General features: G+C 67.4%; 17 protein-coding genes. 11 read left to right on the top strand and 6 right to left on the bottom strand.

Annotated elements, in window-relative coordinates:
- Nucleotides 1-162: 162 nt before the first annotated feature.
- Together WT97_RS11320 and WT97_RS11315 are read right to left on the bottom strand one after the other, a co-directional pair.
- A complete protein-coding gene (locus WT97_RS11320) occupies nucleotides 163-1470 on the bottom strand; it encodes a substrate-binding domain-containing protein (RefSeq protein WP_060032002.1) in 1308 nt (435 codons plus the stop codon).
- A gap of 148 nt (nucleotides 1471-1618) precedes the next feature.
- Nucleotides 1619-2929, bottom strand: coding sequence for a substrate-binding domain-containing protein (locus WT97_RS11315; RefSeq protein WP_059789683.1), 1311 nt, complete (start codon nucleotides 2927-2929; stop codon nucleotides 1619-1621).
- A gap of 664 nt (nucleotides 2930-3593) precedes the next feature.
- On the opposite strand from WT97_RS11315, the gene gspF reads away from it, so the two are divergent.
- Nucleotides 3594-4811, top strand: coding sequence for a type II secretion system inner membrane protein GspF (gspF, locus tag WT97_RS11310; protein ID WP_059789682.1), 1218 nt, complete (start codon nucleotides 3594-3596; stop codon nucleotides 4809-4811).
- An 8-nt stretch (nucleotides 4812-4819) separates the two neighbouring features.
- On the opposite strand, the gene WT97_RS11305 is transcribed toward gspF, so the two are convergent.
- The gene (locus WT97_RS11305; RefSeq protein WP_060031999.1) at nucleotides 4820-5266 is read right to left on the bottom strand and encodes a general secretion pathway protein GspC; all 447 of its coding nucleotides are present in this window, start codon (nucleotides 5264-5266) and stop codon (nucleotides 4820-4822) included.
- 64 nt (nucleotides 5267-5330) lie between these two features.
- On the opposite strand from WT97_RS11305, the gene gspG reads away from it, so the two are divergent.
- The 6 genes from gspG (at nucleotide 5331) to WT97_RS11275 (ending at nucleotide 9351) form a co-directional block, all read left to right on the top strand.
- Nucleotides 5331-5810, top strand: coding sequence for a type II secretion system major pseudopilin GspG (gene gspG, locus WT97_RS11300; RefSeq protein ID WP_060032108.1), 480 nt, complete (start codon nucleotides 5331-5333; stop codon nucleotides 5808-5810).
- Nucleotides 5785-6324 (top strand): GspH/FimT family pseudopilin, encoded by a 540-nt coding sequence (locus WT97_RS11295; RefSeq protein WP_082742104.1) that lies wholly within the window; start codon nucleotides 5785-5787, stop codon nucleotides 6322-6324. The genes gspG and WT97_RS11295 overlap by 26 nt, the downstream gene beginning before the upstream one ends.
- 194 nt (nucleotides 6325-6518) lie before the next feature.
- A complete protein-coding gene (locus WT97_RS11290) occupies nucleotides 6519-7265 on the top strand; it encodes a secretin and TonB N-terminal domain-containing protein (protein WP_060031993.1) in 747 nt (248 codons plus the stop codon).
- A 6-nt stretch (nucleotides 7266-7271) separates the two neighbouring features.
- Entirely contained in the window at nucleotides 7272-7820 is a 549-nt protein-coding gene (locus tag WT97_RS11285) for an RNA polymerase sigma factor (protein ID WP_059789679.1), read from the top strand.
- 11 nt (nucleotides 7821-7831) lie between these two features.
- A complete protein-coding gene (locus tag WT97_RS11280) occupies nucleotides 7832-8827 on the top strand; it encodes a FecR domain-containing protein (protein ID WP_059789751.1) in 996 nt (331 codons plus the stop codon).
- Between the two features lie 263 nt (nucleotides 8828-9090).
- Nucleotides 9091-9351: a DUF4880 domain-containing protein gene (locus tag WT97_RS11275; protein ID WP_257128052.1), complete on the top strand. Its 261-nt coding sequence runs from the start codon at nucleotides 9091-9093 to the stop codon at nucleotides 9349-9351.
- A gap of 143 nt (nucleotides 9352-9494) precedes the next feature.
- On the opposite strand, the gene WT97_RS11270 is transcribed toward WT97_RS11275, so the two are convergent.
- Entirely contained in the window at nucleotides 9495-10307 is an 813-nt protein-coding gene (locus WT97_RS11270; protein ID WP_059500354.1) for a hypothetical protein, read from the bottom strand.
- A gap of 182 nt (nucleotides 10308-10489) precedes the next feature.
- On the opposite strand from WT97_RS11270, the gene WT97_RS11265 reads away from it, so the two are divergent.
- The gene (locus WT97_RS11265; RefSeq protein WP_060353440.1) at nucleotides 10490-12124 is read left to right on the top strand and encodes a transposase; all 1635 of its coding nucleotides are present in this window, start codon (nucleotides 10490-10492) and stop codon (nucleotides 12122-12124) included.
- A gap of 72 nt (nucleotides 12125-12196) precedes the next feature.
- Here WT97_RS11265 and gspK read toward each other — a convergent pair whose 3' ends face one another.
- Together gspK and WT97_RS11255 are read right to left on the bottom strand one after the other, a co-directional pair.
- On the bottom strand, nucleotides 12197-13192 hold the full coding sequence (gene gspK / locus WT97_RS11260) for a type II secretion system minor pseudopilin GspK (RefSeq protein ID WP_060353483.1): 996 nt from the start codon (nucleotides 13190-13192) through the stop codon (nucleotides 12197-12199).
- Between the two features lie 32 nt (nucleotides 13193-13224).
- Nucleotides 13225-13788, bottom strand: a complete 564-nt coding sequence (locus WT97_RS11255; RefSeq protein WP_059500215.1) for a hypothetical protein — start codon at nucleotides 13786-13788, stop codon at nucleotides 13225-13227.
- A gap of 601 nt (nucleotides 13789-14389) precedes the next feature.
- On the opposite strand from WT97_RS11255, the gene WT97_RS11250 reads away from it, so the two are divergent.
- The 3 genes from WT97_RS11250 to WT97_RS11240 all read left to right on the top strand — a co-directional run bounded on the left by WT97_RS11250 (nucleotide 14390) and on the right by WT97_RS11240 (nucleotide 18016).
- Complete coding sequence (locus WT97_RS11250; protein WP_060353439.1) at nucleotides 14390-15565, top strand: TIGR03032 family protein; 1176 nt, start codon at nucleotides 14390-14392, stop codon at nucleotides 15563-15565.
- Complete coding sequence (gene cysC / locus WT97_RS11245) at nucleotides 15562-16209, top strand: adenylyl-sulfate kinase (RefSeq protein WP_060353438.1); 648 nt, start codon at nucleotides 15562-15564, stop codon at nucleotides 16207-16209. Before WT97_RS11250 ends, cysC begins: the two co-directional genes overlap by 4 nt.
- Before the next feature lie 151 nt (nucleotides 16210-16360).
- On the top strand, nucleotides 16361-18016 hold the full coding sequence (locus WT97_RS11240) for a ShlB/FhaC/HecB family hemolysin secretion/activation protein (protein WP_257128480.1): 1656 nt from the start codon (nucleotides 16361-16363) through the stop codon (nucleotides 18014-18016).
- Nucleotides 18017-18048: the final 32 nt, after the last annotated feature.

Raw genomic sequence — 18048 nt, 5'->3', positions numbered from 1 at the left:
CCTTTAAACGCGGCGAGACGAAGCGGCCTCTCCGATTGCAATGACGTGGGTCGGGAAGTTACGGGCGCCTGATGAGTGGGTTGGTGACTTTCAAATAAAACTGCGCCCCTGGTAACCAAGGGGCGCAGCAGTTTGGATCCCGGTAGTCGGTATGTCGACGACTTATCGGCCGACCACCGTGCCCGTGCAGACGCTCGTGTTGCCGATGTCGAGGTTCCACGTGCTCGCGTTGCTCAGGAATTCGTTCGAGATGGCCGTCTGGAAGTTCGTCGGAATCGTGTCGAAGCCGTTGCCATGAACGATAGAGGCGAAGCTTGGGTTTGTGTAATGAGCGTTTAGGAAATCATGCACGGCTGTTCCGACTGCCGGATCTGCATAACATTGGCTCAGGATGATGTAGCTCATACCGGAAATAGGGTAGCCCGACGGAGGGTTGCTTGTATTCATTTCCCAGTTTGCCGGATTGGCAGCATAGGACCTTAGCGCTGGCGGGTGAATAGCACCAAGCGCTCTCGTAGCATTCGTATACGTTGGCGCGTAGTAGACGCCATTCATCTTGTTCACGAGGCTGGCCACCGGCAGTTGCAGGGCGCCGGCCGACGTCATGACCGTGCTCGACGGGGCGAGGAACGTGTTCGCGTAATTTGGAGCCAGGTATGCAACAGCGGCCATACCGGCCGACGCATAGCTCGCCAACTGTCTACGCACGCCACCGTCACCCGAAGCAGCTATGAAGTTCGACGGCACGACGCCGCCCGGGAACGAAGCCGTGAATGTCATCGAATCGAAGAACGTCACACCCGCGGCCGTGTTGCCGGCCCAGCAGACAGCAGCCAGGTGGCGCGTCAGCAGTTCGGTCGTGCCGCTGGCGTCCGAGCTATAGACGACTTTGATCGGTTCGTTCAGCACGTAGGGGGAGTTTGTTTCCGGATTGATGATCTGGTTCCAGTTCGTGAGCTTGCCCGAGAAGATGCCGCACAGATCGTCGTCGTTCAGCGCGATGCTGTGCGCTTGACCCGGTGTCGTTTGCGGCGTCGTCGTGCTTGTGACGGCCGGGCCGTTGACGACCGGAATCGTGATCGGCGTGACGATGTACGGGATCTGGATCAGCGGGCCGTTGGTCGCGCCGAGGCCGGCCTTGTACGACGTGAGCTGGGCGCTCGACAGTGCCGCATCGCTGTTCGCGAAGTGGACCGTGCCCGTGACCGTCGAACCGAAGAATGTCGGCTGGTTGTTCAGGAATGCGTTCTGGCCGGCGCCCGAACCCACCGAGAAATACGTGAACGAGCCTTCGGCGGTGCCGAACAGGCCGATTTCGGTCGCGGTGTTGCCGATCGTACCGATTGCCGGAGCAATGAGGGACGAGCCACCGCCTTGCACGTTAGGCGAGGCCATCGCGGCAATACCGCCGAGGCTGGAGAAAGCAAGAGCGATCGATTGGCAGAGCCTGCGGTGTTGATGAAGTCGCATGTGATAATTTCCGAGGAGAAGAGATGGCACGCCGGACTGACGTCAACGGTGCGTCGACCGAGGACAAATCGAGGACAAGTGAAAAACTGCGCCCGCGGATCTCCGGGGGCGCAGCCGTTCCGACGAGGTTAAGCTGATTGCCGGTCGCTTAGCGGCCGACCACCGTGCCCGTGCAGACGCTTGCGTTGCCGATGTCGAGGTTCCACGTGCTCGCGTTGCTCAGGAAGTCGTTCGAGATGGCCGTCTGGTAGTTCGACGGAACCGTGTCGAAGCCGTTGCCATGAACGATCGCCGCGAAGCTGGCGTTCGTGTAGTGGCTGTTCAGGAAGTCATGCACGGCTGTCTTCACCGTCGCATCCTTGTAGCACTGGCTCAGGATGATCTGGCTGGTGCCGGAAACCGGGTAGCCCGACACCGGGTTGCCGGCGGCCGGCACCCATTGCGAAGGATCCGAGGCTCCGGCCTTGAGTGCCGGCGGCTTGACCGTACCGAGCGCGGTCGACGCATTCGCATACGTCGGTGCGTAGTAGACGCCATTCGTCTTGTTCACGAGGCTGGCCACCGGCAGTTGCAGCGCGCCGGCCGACGTCACGACCGTGCTCGACGGGGCGAGGAACGTGTTCGTGTAGTCCGGGCTCAGGTAGGCAACGGCGGCACCGGTGGAGGACGACAGTGCATTGCGCACGCCGCTGCTGCCCGAAGCGCCGGTGAAGTTCGACGGCACGACGCCGCCCGGGAACGAAGCCGTGAACGTCAGCGAGTCGACGAACGTCACGCCCGTGGCCGTGTTGGTGGCCGAGCAGACAGCGGCCAGATGGCGGGTCAGCAGTTCGGTCGTGCCGCTGCCGTCCGTCCGGTAGATGACCTTGATCGGGCTGCTGGTCGGCGTCGTGGTCGACGAGAGGTACGTCGAACCCGTTTGCGGGTTGATGACCTGATTCCAGTCGGTCAGCTTGCCCGAGAAGATCCCGCACAGATCGTCGTCGTTCAGCGCGATGCTATGCGCTTGACCCGGCGTCGTTTGCGGCGTCGTCGTGCTCGTCACGGCCGGGCCGTTGACGACCGGCACCGTGATCGGCGTGACGATGTACGGAATCTGGATCAGCGGGCCGTTGGTCGCGCCGAGGCCGGCCTTGTACGACGTGAGCTGGGCGGTCGACAGGGCCGCATCGCTGTTCGCGAAGTGGACCGTGCCCGTGACGCCCGCGCCGAAGAACGTCGGCTGGTTGTTCAGGAACGCGTTCTGGCCGGCGCCCGAACCCACCGAGTAATACGTGAACGAGCCTTCGGCCGTGCCGAACAGGCCGATTTCGGTCGCGGTGTTGCCGATCGCGCCGATGGTCGGGGCGACGAGCGACGAACCGCCGCCGTGGATGTCCGCGGCCATCGCGGCCGTGGCGCCCAGACCGGAAACAACGAGAGCGAGGACTTGACAGATCTTGCGCTTGCTGGATTTCATGAGAAATTTCCTTGAACGAAGATAAACGGGAACCCCTGCTACTGCGGTTGGAATGCTTATGGACCGCCGGGTAAATGTAGGAGGTAATTCGAATGGCGCGTGTGAATTTTTCATAACGAATGGTGCGTAACATTTTTATCGATCAAGCCATTGCGTTATTCGAATTGATAAAGCGCCGATCGGAGTGTCATTCGACATGAGTTGGAGCGACCATATACTGGGATTTGGCCGGAGTCGCTCGACGGATTGCGCACGAGAACCCGCGTCAGGCTTGATGGAAGCTGTTGACGTAACACGTGGGGCCGGGCCGCGCTATCCCAACTTCACGACGGTTTCGTGGCAGATGTTACGGAACATTGCGCACGTCGATGAATATCTTCCACTTCGAGGTACTTTTTTCGCTTGTCGCACGAATCTGTAAATGGAAGGTCGAGCAAGGTCGCATTGTATTTAATGTGTGTTCGGTTAATTTACTGGATAAGCTTGAAATCGTTTTTACGTTATAAGAATGGCGAAGCCGGGTAATAAAACCCGTCAAAAAAGGTAGCCCAACATCCGTCACAAATCTGCGCTGGTTCGCTCCGTAGTCTTCCCCGGCGACTCCGTCCGGCACATTGCGCGCAGTCGCCGAAAAAAGTCGCACGCGTGACACGAGGGCACTGACATGTCGGCATTCCGCTACGAAGCGATCGATCCCACCGGCCGCACGCTGAAAGGCGTGCTCGAAGCCGACAGCGCGCGCGCCGGCCGCAGTCATCTGCGCACGCAGGGGCTCACGCCGCTCGTCGTAGAACTGGCCGCGCAGCGTCTGCACGGCGAGCGCCATCAACGGTTGTCGCTCGGCCGCAAGCTGTCGCAGCGCGAGCAGGCGATCATCACGCGCCAGCTCGCGAGCCTGCTGGTCGCGGGGCTGCCGCTCGACGAAGCGCTGTCGGTATTGAGCGAGCAGGCCGAACGCGAATACGTGCGCGAGCTGATGGCGTCGATCCGCGCGGAAATCGTCGGCGGCCATTCGTTCGCGAATGCGCTGAGCCAGCATCCGCGCGATTTCCCCGAGATCTATCGCGCGCTCGTCGCGGCCGGCGAGCACACGGGCAAGCTCGGCGTCGTGCTGTCGCGTCTGGCCGACTACATCGAACAAAGCAACGCGCTGAAGCAGAAGATCCTGCTGGCGTTCACGTATCCGGGCATCGTCACGCTGATCGCGTTCGGCATCGTCACGTTCCTGCTGAGCTACGTGGTGCCGCAGGTCGCGAACGTGTTCACCAGCACCAAGCAGCAACTGCCGACGCTGACGGTCGTGATGCTCGCGCTGTCGGACTTCGTGCGGCACTGGTGGTGGGCGTCGCTCGCGGCGACGGTCGCGATCGTCTATGCAATCCGCAAGGTGCTGTCGCGCGATGCGCCGCGGCTCAGGTTCGACACCTGGGTGCTCACCGCGCCGCTCGCGGGCAAGCTCGTGCGCGGCTACAACACGGTGCGCTTCGCGAGCACGCTCGGCATTCTCACGGCGGCCGGCGTGCCGATCCTGCGCGCGTTGCAGGCGGCTGGCGAGACGTTGTCGAACCGTGCGATGCGCGCGAACGTCGACGACGCGATCGTCCGTGTGCGCGAAGGCTCGGCGCTGTCGCGTGCGCTCGCGCATACGAAGACGTTTCCGCCGGTACTCGTGCACCTGATCCGCTCGGGCGAGGCGACGGGCGACGTGACGACGATGCTCGATCGTGCATCCGAAGGCGAATCGCGCGAACTGGAGCGCCGCACGATGTTCCTGACGAGCCTGCTCGAACCGCTGTTGATCCTCGCGATGGGCGGCGTGGTGCTCGTGATCGTGCTGGCGGTGATGATGCCGATCATCGAGCTGAACAACATGGTGCAGTGATGCGCGGCTCAGCGCACGAACGCGTTGGCCTTCTCCGCGGCGGGCAGCGCGATTTCGCGTTGCAGCCCGTTGCGGTCGACGACGATCGAGCGCGCGCGAACCTCGGCGAGCTTCGCGGCTTCGCCGATCGCCGCGCCGAGCGATACGACGCGCGATGCTTCGCCGCCGACGCTGACGATCGCGGCCGCTCGGCGTGCATCGAACGCGAGTACGCCGAGCAACTGGATGGCATCGCGGCCGTCGTCGGGTGTCGCGCCGAACAGCCGCGCGCCGGCCGCAACGTCGATCGGCGCGGGCGGCGGTGCAAGCGCCGCGACCGGCGCATCGGCGGTGCTCAATACGCGCACGGCCCACAGCGACACGGCGGCGAGTGCCGCGGCGGCGGCGAGCGTCGCCGCGAGCGGCACGAGATCGGTGCGGGACGGTGCGATGCGAAGCAGGTCGAATGGTTTCATGGCGACGGGTCGATGCGATGGACAGAAGACGTTTTCCATTCTTTGCCGCGAGGGTGAATGCATGATGACGGGCCTCAACGAAACCCGAACGCCGTACGCCTGCCAGGCGGGCAGACGAGCGCGTCGCCATACGCAACGCGGGTTCACGCTGATCGAGATCATGGTGGTGGTCGCGATTCTCGGGATTCTCGCGGCGCTGATCGTGCCGAAGATCATGAGCCGTCCCGACGAGGCGCGTCGCATCGCCGCGAAGCAGGACATCGGCACGATGATGCAGTCGCTGAACCTGTATCGCCTCGACAACGGCCGCTATCCGTCGCAGGAGCAGGGGCTCGCTGCGTTGATCCAGAAGCCGACAACCGATCCGGTACCGAACAACTGGAAGGACGGCGGTTACCTGGAGCGCTTGCCGAAGGATCCATGGGGCAACGCATATCAATACCTGAACCCGGGCGCGCACGGCGCGATCGACGTGTTCAGTTACGGTGCGGACGGCAAACCGGGCGGCGAGGGCAACGATGCGGACATCGGCTCGTGGCAGTGACGGAACGATGGGCATCCTGAACGGGCGCGGCCGGCGCGCGGGCGCCGCACGTCGCACGGCGGCGGGCTTCACGCTGCTGGAGATGCTCGTCGTGCTCGTGATCGTCGGGCTGCTGGTCGCGGTCGTCACGCTCGCGCCGTCGCGCAACCGGCGCACCGATCTGGCGGAGGAGGCGCAGCGCCTGGCGAACCTGCTCGAATCGGCCGGCGACGAAGCGCAGGTGCGCGCGATGCCGATCGCATGGCAGCCGGTCGGCGGAGGCTATCGCTTCGTACAGCGCACCGAAGGCGGCGGCTGGGCGCCGATGACCGACGACCTGTATCGCGCACGCCGCTGGGGCAGCGCAGTGACGGGCGTGTCGGTGCGTTACACGGGTGGCGGCGAAGCGCCGTCGCGGATCGTGCTCGGCAGCGAAAGCATCGATGTGCCGGTGACGATCACGCTGTGGTCCGGCGACGTGCGGATGGCCGTCGTCGGCACGGGCATCGGCAACTTCGTCGTGCGCCGGCCCTGAGCGGCACGCGTCATGGTCCACGTGCGCGCCGGCGATGCACGAAAGCGGTGCGGCGCGATCGTGTCGCGCGGCGATACGCTTCACCGGACTGTCACAGTGCCCGCTCACAATCTGTCGTTCGCTTGCGACGGAGCCGCTCACGGGGATGCACGCTTCGGCACGCGGCGTGCAACTCCACTTCCGTCCAGGGATTCATGACTCGTTCACGGGCGCCGACCGGTGTCCTGGCGCTCGTCGCGTGGCTCGTGTTGGTCGTGCTGTCGATACGCGGCGTGCACGCGCAGGAGACCGGTTCCATCGGCCGCCAGCCGGGCAGCGCGGTGCATTTCGATCTGCCCGCGCAGCCGCTCGCGAAGACGCTGCAGGATTTCGCGCGGCTCACCGAGCTGATCGTGCTCGCGCCGGCGCCGCTGCTCGACGGGCGCACGAGTGTGCCGGTCCAGGGCGATTTCGCGCCGCGCGACGCGCTCGAGCGGATGCTGGCCGGAACGGGGTTGCGTGCGGAATTCTCGCGTCCGGACGAAGCGATCATCGTCGCGCAGCCGGCCGCCGAGACGCCGCCCGCTCCGGCCGACACGCCGGCGGATGCGGCGTTGCCGATCGACGGGATCGGCGATTCCGGCGATCGGCGCGCGTTCGCGGGCCTGCTGCAGGCGCATCTGATCGATGCGCTGTGCGCGCAGCCGGCGGCGGTGCCGGGCAGCTATCGACTCGTCGCGCAGATGCGCATCGACAACAGGGGGGCGGTGGTGGCGGTCAACATGGTGGCATCGAGCGGTTCGGCCGCCCGCGACGCGGCGGTGATGCGCGCGCTGCGCGCGCTGAAGCTGGACGACGCGCCGCCTGCGGACCTGCCGCAGCCGGTCACGATCCTGCTGCGCCCGGCCGGCAACGGCGTGCATTTCCGTTGCCCGGCGCCGCAGCCGGCCGTTCGGGGCTAGGCCATCATGTCCGACAGCAACCGCTCCGGGCTCCGGAATCTGCTGGCGACGCGCTACGCGTACCTGGTCAGGCGGCTGGAACGCGTGACGGGGTCGAAGGACGGCGCCGCCGACGCGCTGCACGAAACCTGGCTGCGCCTCGAGAACGCGAACGTCTCCACGCAGGTGACGAACGCGGACGCCTATATACTCGGGATGGCGAACAATGTCGCGATCGACCAGCATCGGCGCGAACGGCGGCATCTGCACGACGACGACGTCGAGACGCTGCTGGAGGTGCCCGACGAACTGGCCGATCCCGAGCGCATCGTCGCGGCGCGCCGCAAGGTCGAGACGCTGAAGGACGTGCTGCGCGGCCTGCCGCCGCGGCGTCGCGCGATTTTGCTGGCCGCCCGCGTGGACGGCCTGCTGAATCGCGAGATCGCCGAGCATTTCGGCATTTCGCTGCGGCTCGTCGAAAGCGAGCTGAGCGCGGCGATGAAGTACTGCCTGCAGCGGATGCAGGAAGACGGCGATTCGTACGCGGGCACGCGAGGCGGCCCGCGCAAATTTTGAGCATCCGGACGATGACGAAAGCCCAGGCCCAACCTGCCCACGACGAACTCGACGAAGCGAGTGCGTGGCTGCTGCGTCTGCGCTCGGGGGACGCGAGCCAGGACGACGCCGACGCGTTCGAACGCTGGTGCAAGGATCGTCCGCAAGCCGCCGATCTGCTGCGCGGCACCTGGAGCTCGCTGCGCACGGCCGCGACCGAACTCGCGCACGAGGAGCGCACGGCCGCGGCCTGGGCACAGGTCGCCAGGCGCGAACGCACGATGCGCACCGGGCGGCGCGCGTTCATCGGCTTCGCGGTCGCCGCGGGCGCGTCGTGGCTCGCGGTGCGGCCGCCGATGCAGCTGTGGCCGTCGCTCGGCGACATCGCGGCCGATTACCACACGGGTACCGGCGAGCAGCGCAGCGTCGCGCTGTCGTCGCGCGTCACGGTCGAACTGAATACGCAAACGCGCCTCGACGTGCTGCCGGCGAGCGATGCCGCGCATGGCGTCGAAGTCGTCGCGGGCGAGGCGGAGATCGACGCGGTCGCGCCGCCGGCCGGCCGCGCGACGCCGATCCAGCCGGTCACGGTGGTGGCGGGCGGCGGCCGCATGCGGGCACTGGTCGCGCGTTTCAACGTGCGGCGTACGGGCTCGCAGGTCTGCGTGACGTGTTTGTCCGGCACGGTCACGCTCGAACATCCGCGCGGCGCGCGGACGCTGAGCGCCGACGATCAGGTCGTCTACGACGACCGCGGCGTACAGCCGGTGTCGCGGACGGATCCGGGCGCCGTCAGCGCGTGGCGGCGCGGCATGCTGGTGTTCAACGGCGTGCCGCTGTCGGACGTCGTCGACGAGATCAACCGCTACCGGCGCGGCAAGGTCATCCTGCGCAGCGCGTCGCTCGGCGCGAACCGAATGCAGGCGCAGTTTCCGATCACGCGGCTCGACGACGTGATCGACATGGTCGGCCGCCTGTACGGCGCGCACATCACGCGCCTGCCCGGCAATATCGTGCTGCTGAGCTGAGCTGCTTTCCCCGCGTTCCGCTTTCCTTCCTTTCTCCCGTTTCCATCCGGCCGTTGCTCCGCCTGCCGCGGTGCTGCCCGCGCTGCGGGTTACGGCGCGTCGATACGACCTTATCCATGAGGGCCGGCAAACGCCGGGCCGTCACGCGTGACGGCCCGGTGGGGCGTCGTCGGACCCGAGGCGTGGGTGGCAAGCGCCCCGGCCGCGCAGCGATGCGCGGTGGGGGGATGTGTGTCGAGGGAGCTTCGGGCGGTGGCGTGATCATGAACGAATCGCAACGGGATACGGATTCCGGCGACGCGGACACGCGCGCCGACGCGATCCGCGAGGGCGCGGTGCGCTGGCTGCTGTGGCTGCGCGCCGGCGACACGACTGAACGGGAACGCGACGCTTTCGGGCGCTGGCGCGCGCAGAGCGACGAGCACGCACGCACGGTGCGCGAGCTGATCTGGATGTGGGCCGTGCTGGAGACGGTCGGCCGCCCGGAGCCGGGCGAGCCGGGCGGGTCGACGCGCACGCATTGACGCGCCGCATCGGCGTTGCAAGAAAGTCTGCGGGTTAGGCGGGGCTGCTGCGACCTTGTATATGAGAGAGCGAGGGCCGTGAAGAGGGGCGATGGCGTGGAGACCGGGGGAACGGGGGCCGGAATGGGCCCCCGGATCGCCCGTCATGCACGGTGGTCGGCGCGCGCGCCGGTCCACGCGGCGTCGAGCGGATCGTCGGCATCGCGCAGCGGCTCGCGCAGAAACGGAAAGCGTTCGACGAACGGTGCGGATTCTTGCAGGGCCACGATATGGTTGACCATCCATTGCAGCAGTTCGCCGCCGTGCCGGACCTGTTCCGGGCGCCAGTCCGGCATCGTCGAGAAGAGGGCGGAGAAGCCGCTCCAGCGCGACGGGCGGTCGTTGTCGCCGGGGCGGAAATAGGTATTCATCGCGACGTCGCGCGCCTGCGTCAGCGTGCCGACGAACAGCCCGTGCGGCGTCGGCACGCCGATCTGCTGCCAGCCTTCCGCGATCGCCAGCGAGCGCATCACGCGCGCCGCGACGAACGCGATGCGTGTCTCGTGCTCGATTTCCGCAAGCGACATCACGCCGTTGCGCTGCATGCAGCGCGCGACCGCGTGCGGCCGGATCGCGTTCGACGCGAAACTGCGCAGCACGAGGTCGGGCACCGTCAGTTGAAGCTGGAATTCACGCAAGCCGTGCTCGGCGCTCATCGTCGAGAAATGGACGAACAGCCCCTCTGCGTGACCGAGCGCGCCGACGTACGGTTCGAGCCCGAGGCGCACGAGTTTCGGCGCGATCTGACGCTCGAGCAGCCGCAGCAGGTTGCGGCGATTGCGCACGCCCTTGAAATCGTCGAGGCCGCGCGTGACGATGTCGCTGATCTCCCAGCGGCGCTCGTCGGCGATGAGCCGCGGGGAGCCGCTCAGGTCGAACCGGGCGCGGCCGTGCGCCACGCGGGGATCTACGTACATGCCGGTGCCTCGTGCATTGATTGCGAATGGCTCGCCGCGACGGCGCGGCGTCGCGCGGAGCGGGTCGCTCACGATGCTGCGGGGTCGCTCGCGCTGCGTCAAGTGCGAACGCGTTGCGACGCGCGCGAGCGTATGCCGTTGCGGCGGCCCGCACGATCGACCGGACAGTGTGAGGTAACCCGATGATGCGCGCTGTCGTGGAACGCTTCGTCGAGCAGAGCCCGATGACGGTCATGGCGCGGCTCGTCCTGCAATGCGCGCTGCACGACGACTGGGTCGACGCCGCCGCGGGCGCCGGCGACGAGCCCGACGGCGAGTCGATCCGCGAGGCGCTGTTTGCCGTTGCCGTCGACGCGATCGCGGCGATTGCCGCGTGGCGGCGGATGCCGGATGCTGCCGGCGCCGTCGCGCCGGGGTTCGGCGCGGCCGTGACGGCGCTGCACGATTGCATGAGCCGGTGGCGGTCCGGCTGGGGGCGCGCGCTGGCCAGGGACAGCGTCGACCTGCTGCTGCCGGTCGCGTCGGTGCGCGGCGTCGACGGGGCGTGCGCCGTCGACGGGATGCGGCTGCGCGTGCTGGACGGCGCCGGCGAGGCCTGTGCGCCGCGCGCCGACGGTTGCGACTGCGGGCGCGCGTGCGACGACCCGGCGCGCGATGCGGCGGCAGGCGGTGCGCGCGTCCTGCCGGTGTACGACCCGGAGCTCGGGATGATCGTCGACCTGCTGCCTTGCGAGCGCGGCCGGTCGCACGAGCGTGCATTCGTCGGCGCGCTGCTCGAAGCGGTCCGGCCCGGCGAGCTGTGGATTGTCGACGGGCGCTTCGATACGGATGCGATCCTGTCCGGCTGGCCGCGCCGCGGCGGCGCGTTCGTGCTGCGCGAATACGGCCGCTCGGCCGCCTGCCGGCCGCTCGGCGACTGGCAGGACGCCGGCGTGTTCGGCACCGGGCGCGTTCGCGAACGATCCGTCGGGATGGCCGGCGAAGGCGGCGCGTCGGACACGTTTCGCCAGATCGAATGGGAACGCGCGGAGGCGCCCGGCGAAAGCGTCACGCTGTTGACCGACCTGTCGGCCGAGCGGTTCGACGCGCCGCAGATCGTGGCGCTGTCGCGCCGACGCTGGCGCGACGCGTTGCCGCTCGCGCTCGAGCCCGTGACGGGCGGCACGCCGTTCGGCGCCGTGCCCGCGCGTGCGGCGTTGCTGGCGAGCGGGATCGCCGCGTTCGCCTACAACGCGTTCAGCGTGATGACGCGCGTCGTCGGCGGCGCGCTCGATCTCGACGCGCGCGACGTCGCGCGTCTGCCGTCGCTGATCGCCGACGGCGTGATGGCCACCTATGCGGGCATGATGATCGCGCTGCCGCCCGACTGGTGGCAGCGTTACGACCGGTTGCCCGCGACGACGCTCGGCCAGATCGTGCGGATGCTCGCCGTGCACGTCGACCCGCGCAGCGAACGGCGGCGCCGCCGCGACAGCCGGTTGTCGTCGAAGTCGCAGGCATTGCTGCGCGCCGCGACGCTCGAGTGCCTGCTGCACGACAACGGCGACGATCCGGCCGCGAACGTATTCAGCCTGCGCACGATCGCGATGGCGACGCGCGACTTCAGCAGCAATCCGTCGAAGGCGCTGCGGCACGCCGGCGAGGCGCTGGTGATGGTCACCAAGTACAACCGGCCGATCGCGCTGCTCGTGTCGATCGACGACTGGAACCGGCTCCTCGGCGAAGTGCGCGAGACGAGCTTCACGCGCTTGTCGTTCGATGCGGCGGCGTCGCCGGGCCAGCGACCGGTGACGTTGAGCGAGTCGTCGCTGAATTAGCCGGCGCCGATCGCACGTTGCCGGCTCGGCCCGGCTCGCCGTTCGCCGCGCCCGTCTCTGCCGCATCCGGCTTCAACTCGTCAGCCGCCGCACCCAGATCACCGACGTCCACGCGAAATTGCCGCTGCCGTAGCGTGCGATCAGCGTGTCCACGCGCGCGTTGATCCGCGCCGAATGCACGCGGCAATGCACGATGAAGTAGCCGCTGTTCACGCCGACGGCCGAGCCGTCCGGCAAAGTCGGGTTGCCGCCCTGCGCGGGCAGCAGGTATTCGGCGATGTCGCCGGTGCTCACGAAGTAGGCGGTCGCGCGCCGGTCGACGAGCCGCTTCGCCTGGCTCGCCGACAGCGTCGGGATCGCGGCGACGAGCACGGGTTCGGGCGCGGTGTTCGCGTTGACGACGGTCAGGTCGGGCAGGATCGTGACGTACGGCGCGAGCGCTTCGATCGCATGCGCGTCGTAGCCGGGAATGCGCGCGAGATCGTCGACGGACACGAGCTGCAGCGGCCAGCCGCCCGGGCCGTTCGCGTCGCGCAGCGAGCGCAGCATGTAGTCGGCCGTCGGTTGCGCGAGCGCCGGATCGAGCGACAACTGGCCGAGCAGGCGCCGGTACGCCAGCACGCCTTCGCCGTTGGACTGCCACGGCTTGCCGGGCGCGGCGCGCGACACGAGGTTCATCAGGTTGAAGCGCGCCTGCGCGTCCTCGACGCTGCCCGAGATCCACGCGCGCGACAGCTCCGCATTGACCGCCAGCGCGTCGGATGGCAGCAGGTCCGAGAGCTGCACGTCGGCGACGGGCGACGACCATGGCTGGCCGACGAACGTGACGTTCGACGTCGCGCTTTGCGCGCGCAGCGTCGCGCGTGCCCATTCGACCGCGGCGCGCTCGATCCACATCGTCTGTGTCGCGAGCCGCTGGTTCTCGACGTCGCGCGTCGCGACCTGCTGGCGCCACAGCACGCTGGCCGCGAGCGTGGCCGCCAGCGCGACGACGAGCAGCACCGTCACGATCGCGATGCCGCGTTCGCGCCGCGCGTGCGCCGTCCTTCCTGTCCCGTATCGATGCATCCGCGTGCCCTCGCAGTGTCGGCGCGGTGCGCTCACACCTCGAACGCCAGCCACGCATGCGCGATGCTCGCATGCGCGGATGACGTGACGCCGAACAGCGCGGCGAGCCCCGCGACCCAGCATGCGAGCGTCGCGGGACGCATGCCGTCGTCGGCAAGCGGGCCGACCAGGTCGGCGATCGCGTGCGAGCGCCACAGCAGCAGCACGAACAGCGTGCAGCCGACGGTCATCGCGATCGCGAACGTGTGGGCTGCAACCGCGGGGCGGCGGGTGAACGGCGTGCGGTGATGCCGCTGGTTCGTCGCGACGATCGCGACCCCGTTCGCGACCGGCACGATCGCCATCGCGAGCGCCCAGAACAGCGGCTGATCGCTCGACGGATTGATCAGCAGCAGCGTGCCGATCGTCCAGATCGGCGGCGCGAGCAGCGTGAGCACGGACCACGACAGCAGTTGCCACGCGAGCCACGGCGAGCGCCAGCGTAGCGGCGGATTCGACGCGGCACGAGCGGCGCGCGGACGCAGCTGGCCCGGCATTCCGGCGGCGCCGGCCAACCGCCCGGCGAGCCACCGTACGAGCATCGTGGCGAATGACATGGAGGGTCCTGTCGTTGACATGTTCCGTTCTCAATAGCTAGGACGAAGCGGGCGGCTGCAAGCCGCAGGATTTCGTACGTGCTCGCGGCGTGCGGTGCAGCGTAAACGGTCCCGACGATCGCACCCCGTGGTTTGCGCGTGTTTCGTGAATATCTTCAGTCGAATGTCACAAAAACTTCCCGGTTGAAACCGGAGGATTGTCGGACCGCACGCAGGCCGTCGCGTTTTCGCGCGCGGGCCGGCCGGACGGCGACTCGTTTGCCGGCGAGCCGCCTACGCGCCGCGCGCCGGCCGGGCAACGACATGTATACGAAATGGGGGCCACGCAAGGTCATGCGCCGCATCTCGCGCGTCTCGCGCGGGCGAGCGGCTGCACGCATGCATGCCGCTTGCGTCGACCGCTGCCCGTGCTGGCGGATCGGTCGACGTCACGCAAAAAACATTGCGGCAATGCGCGCTTCATTCCGTCTAGGTAGGTGGGAGCTGCGACTTGGTGCGCCGTACGCGGCCCCGTTCGCGACCGATGCGCGTGCACCGGGCCGACGGGCCGGCAGGCAAGCGAGCATTTTTTCTCATCAGGCGGCGTGAAGCCGACAGGTGCATGACAGTGGAACAGTTCGAGGAAACCCGGCCGGCAGGCGAAACCGACGCGCCGACGGACGACGTATCGGCGAGGCAGGCGGAAGCGTTGTCGCCGGTCATCAACCTGCGCGACACCGGGCGCTTCCTGCAGGTGCTCGAGGCACTCGGGTGCTCGCTGGCCGTGAGCCGCCGCCCGTCCGGCGTGGCCGTGATCGGTGTCGACGACGGCGTGCCCACGCTGTCCGCATGCCTGTTGCCGCGCTCGATGGGGATGGCCGTGTCGGGCAAGCGGCTCGCGATCGCGACGATGCACGAGCTGATGGTGTTCGCGAACGTATCGACGCTCGCGCCGCACTATCCGGCCAGACCGGATCACTACGACGCGATGTTCGTGCCGCGCATGTCCTATTACACGGGCGATCTCGACCTGCACGACATGGCGTTCGACAAGCACGTGCTGCTCGCGGTCAACACACGCTATTCCTGTATCAGCGTGATCGACGGCTATTTCAACTTCACGCCGATCTGGCAGCCGCCGTTCGTGACCGAGACCACGCCGGACGATCGCTGCCACCTGAACGGCATGGCGTTCGCCGACGGCAAGGTGCGGTTCGCGACGGCGCTTGGCATGAGCAACGAGCCGTTCGGCTGGCGCAGCGGAATGGCCGCCGGCGGCATCGTGATGGAGGTGCCGTCCGGCCGGATCGTCGCATCGGGGCTGTCGATGCCGCATTCGCCGCGCGTGATCGGCGCTCGCCTGCACGTGCTCGAAGGCGGTCGCGGCCACGTGCTGCAGATCGATCCGCAGTCGGGCGCGCGGCGCGTGCTCGCGAAGCTGCCGGGCTTCACGCACGGTCTCGCCGAATACGGGGGCGTGCTGTTCGTCGGGCTGTCGAAGTTGCGCGACAAACGCGGCCCGCAGGGGTTGCCGATCGAAAGCGAATCGGATGTGCTGGTTGCGGGGGTCGCCGCACTCGACGCGAACACCGGCGACGTGCTCGGCATCCTGCAGTTCTTCAACGGCGTCGACGAGATCTTCGACGTGCAGGTGATCCCGAACGTGCGGCGCGCCGAAATCCTGAGCCCGCATCAATGGGCCGAGACGCCGTCGATCGTGACGATGCAGGGCGGCTTCTGGCAGACGCGTCCGCGCGAGGACGACGAACCCGCGAAGGCGGCGGAGCGCGCGCGATGAAGCTCGATCGTTGCGGGTTTCCCGACGTCGTTTCGTCCTTATCGGTAGACGTGCCCCGCGACGAGCGGCGCGTGTCGCCGCAGCGGGCCGGCGGGGTGTTGTGGCTCACCGGGTTGTCCGGCGCGGGCAAGACGACGTTGGCCGACGCGGTAGCGGCGCGACTGCGCGACCGACGCATGCATGCGGTGGTGCTCGACGGTGATCGGCTGCGCACGGGGCTGAATCGGGATCTCGGTTTTACGGTGCAGGATCGTTTCGAAAACGTACGGCGCATCGCCGAAGTCGCGGCACTGACGAGCGAATCCGGCGCGCTGGCGATCGTCGCGGTCATTTCGCCGCTCGCGGCGATGCGCGATGCGGCGAGAGCGATCGTGGGGCCGGCGTTCCGCGAAGTGTACGTGAGCACGCCGCTGGTGTGCTGCGAGGCGCGGGATCCGAAGGGGTTGTATGCGAAGGCGCGGTGCGGCGCGCTGCCGGAATTCACGGGTGTGTCGGCGCCGTACGAACCGCCGGTGAAAGCGGATCTCACGCTCGATACCGGCCGCGCATCGCTCGCGACGTGCGTCGATACGCTGTTGCAGTTCGCCGTGACGCAGTTCGGCTTTCATGCGGATGCGCAGGCGGTGCCGACACATCACGGCTGAGTTCGGTTCGACGGCATAAAGAGCATTGCGCGGTTCATGATAAGGATGGCGAATCAATCGTCATCAAAGTGAAACAGACAACTGATAGCGGGGCGAGCGACGGGGTCGCGACAGCTTCGCTGCGGTCCGGAACAACAAAGGGGAATGGCGCATGCCGCCGAGAGTAGACCGCAAGTCACGCGAACGATGGCGGCTGAATGGCCGATGCCTGGCCGGTGCCGTGCTGGCCGGAGGCTTGAGCGTCGCGCCGGGCGTTCATGCGCAGGACGCTGCCGCGCCGGCCGCGAAGGCGGCGCCCGCCGCGCCGCAGTCGTTCGACGTGAATGCCTTCGTGGTGCGCGGCAACACGACGTTGCCGACCCTCGAAATCGAGAAGGCCGTGTATCCGTTCGAAGGGCCGGGCCGCACGCTCGCCGACGTGAACGCGGCCCGCGATGCGTTGCAGAAGGCGTACCAGGATCGCGGCTACCAGTCGGTCGTCGTCGAGTTGCCGCAGCAGCAGGTGAAGAACGGCGTGATCCTGCTGCAGGTGACCGAGGCGAAGGTCGGGCGTCTGCGCGTGGACGGCGCGCAATACAACTCGCCGCAGAACATCCGCGACGCGGTGCCCGCGCTGGCCGAAGGCAAGGTGCCCGATTTCAACCAGGCCCAGCAGCAGCTCACCGACCTGAACCGCTCGGCGGACCGCCAGGTGATTCCGGTGCTGAAGCCGGGCGCGTTGCCGCAGACGGTCGACGTCGACCTGAAGGTCGACGATCACAGCCCGCTGCACGGCTCGCTCGAACTGAACAACGACAACAGCCCCGGCACGTCGACGCTGCGCACGACCGCGAGCCTCAGCTATTCGAATCTGTGGCAGCTCGGCCACGTGATTTCCGGCACCTACGTGATCGCGCCGCAGCATCCGAACGATGCGCGCGTCTACGCATTCTCGTATCTCGCGCCGATCAAGGATTCGCGCTGGAGCTTTCTGGCGACGGTCGTGCATTCGGACAGTAACGTCGCGTCGGTCGGCAACACCAACGTGCTCGGCAAGGGCACCACGTACGGCTTCACCGCGATCTATTCGCTGCCGGCGACGGAGACCTACGCGCATACGGTCAGCATCGAGATCGACCGCAAGCACTACGACGAAGACGTGTCGCTGCCGGGCCAGGGCGGCTCGACGGCGCCGCTCACGTACGTGCCGGTGACGCTGTCGTACAACGGCCAGCTGAGCCTGAAGAGTTCTCAGACGTCGTTCTCCGCATCGCTGACGACGAACATCCGCGGCCTCGGCAGCGACTGGGGCGCATGGGACAACAAGCGCTACAACGCGACGCCCGATTTCGTGTACGGCAAGTTCGACGTGAATCACACGCAGCGCTTCGCGAACGACATGCAGGCCAATGCGCACGTGAGCGCCCAGATCTCGAACTCGCCGCTCGTGTCGAGCGAGCAGTTTGCCGCCGGCGGGATGAACAGCGTGCGCGGCTACATGCAGGCGGAAGACACGGCCGACAGCGGCGTGATCGCGTCGCTGGAGTTGCGCAGCCCGTCGCTGTCGAAGTGGCTGGGCGGCGCGGTCGGCAGCCGGGTGAACGAATGGCGCTTCCATGCGTTCTTCGACGCGGCGCACCTGTGGCTGCTGAGCCCGCTGCCGGAGCAGACGTCGCGCTTCAACCTGATGAGCGTCGGCGTCGGCACGCGGCTGCAGCTCATGAAATACGCGAGCGCGGATTTCGAGGCCGGCTGGCCGTTGAAGGCCGGCGTCTACACGCGGCAGTACAGCCCGCGGTTCGATTTCTACGTAAGGCTGGGTTTCTGACGGATTTTTTGATCGTGGCGGGGCGATGCGAC

Origin of the sequence: Burkholderia sp. MSMB1459WGS (genome assembly GCF_001534535.1) — a bacterium.
Taxonomy (GTDB): domain Bacteria; phylum Pseudomonadota; class Gammaproteobacteria; order Burkholderiales; family Burkholderiaceae; genus Burkholderia.
This window is presented reverse-complemented; position numbering and strand designations above follow the sequence as displayed.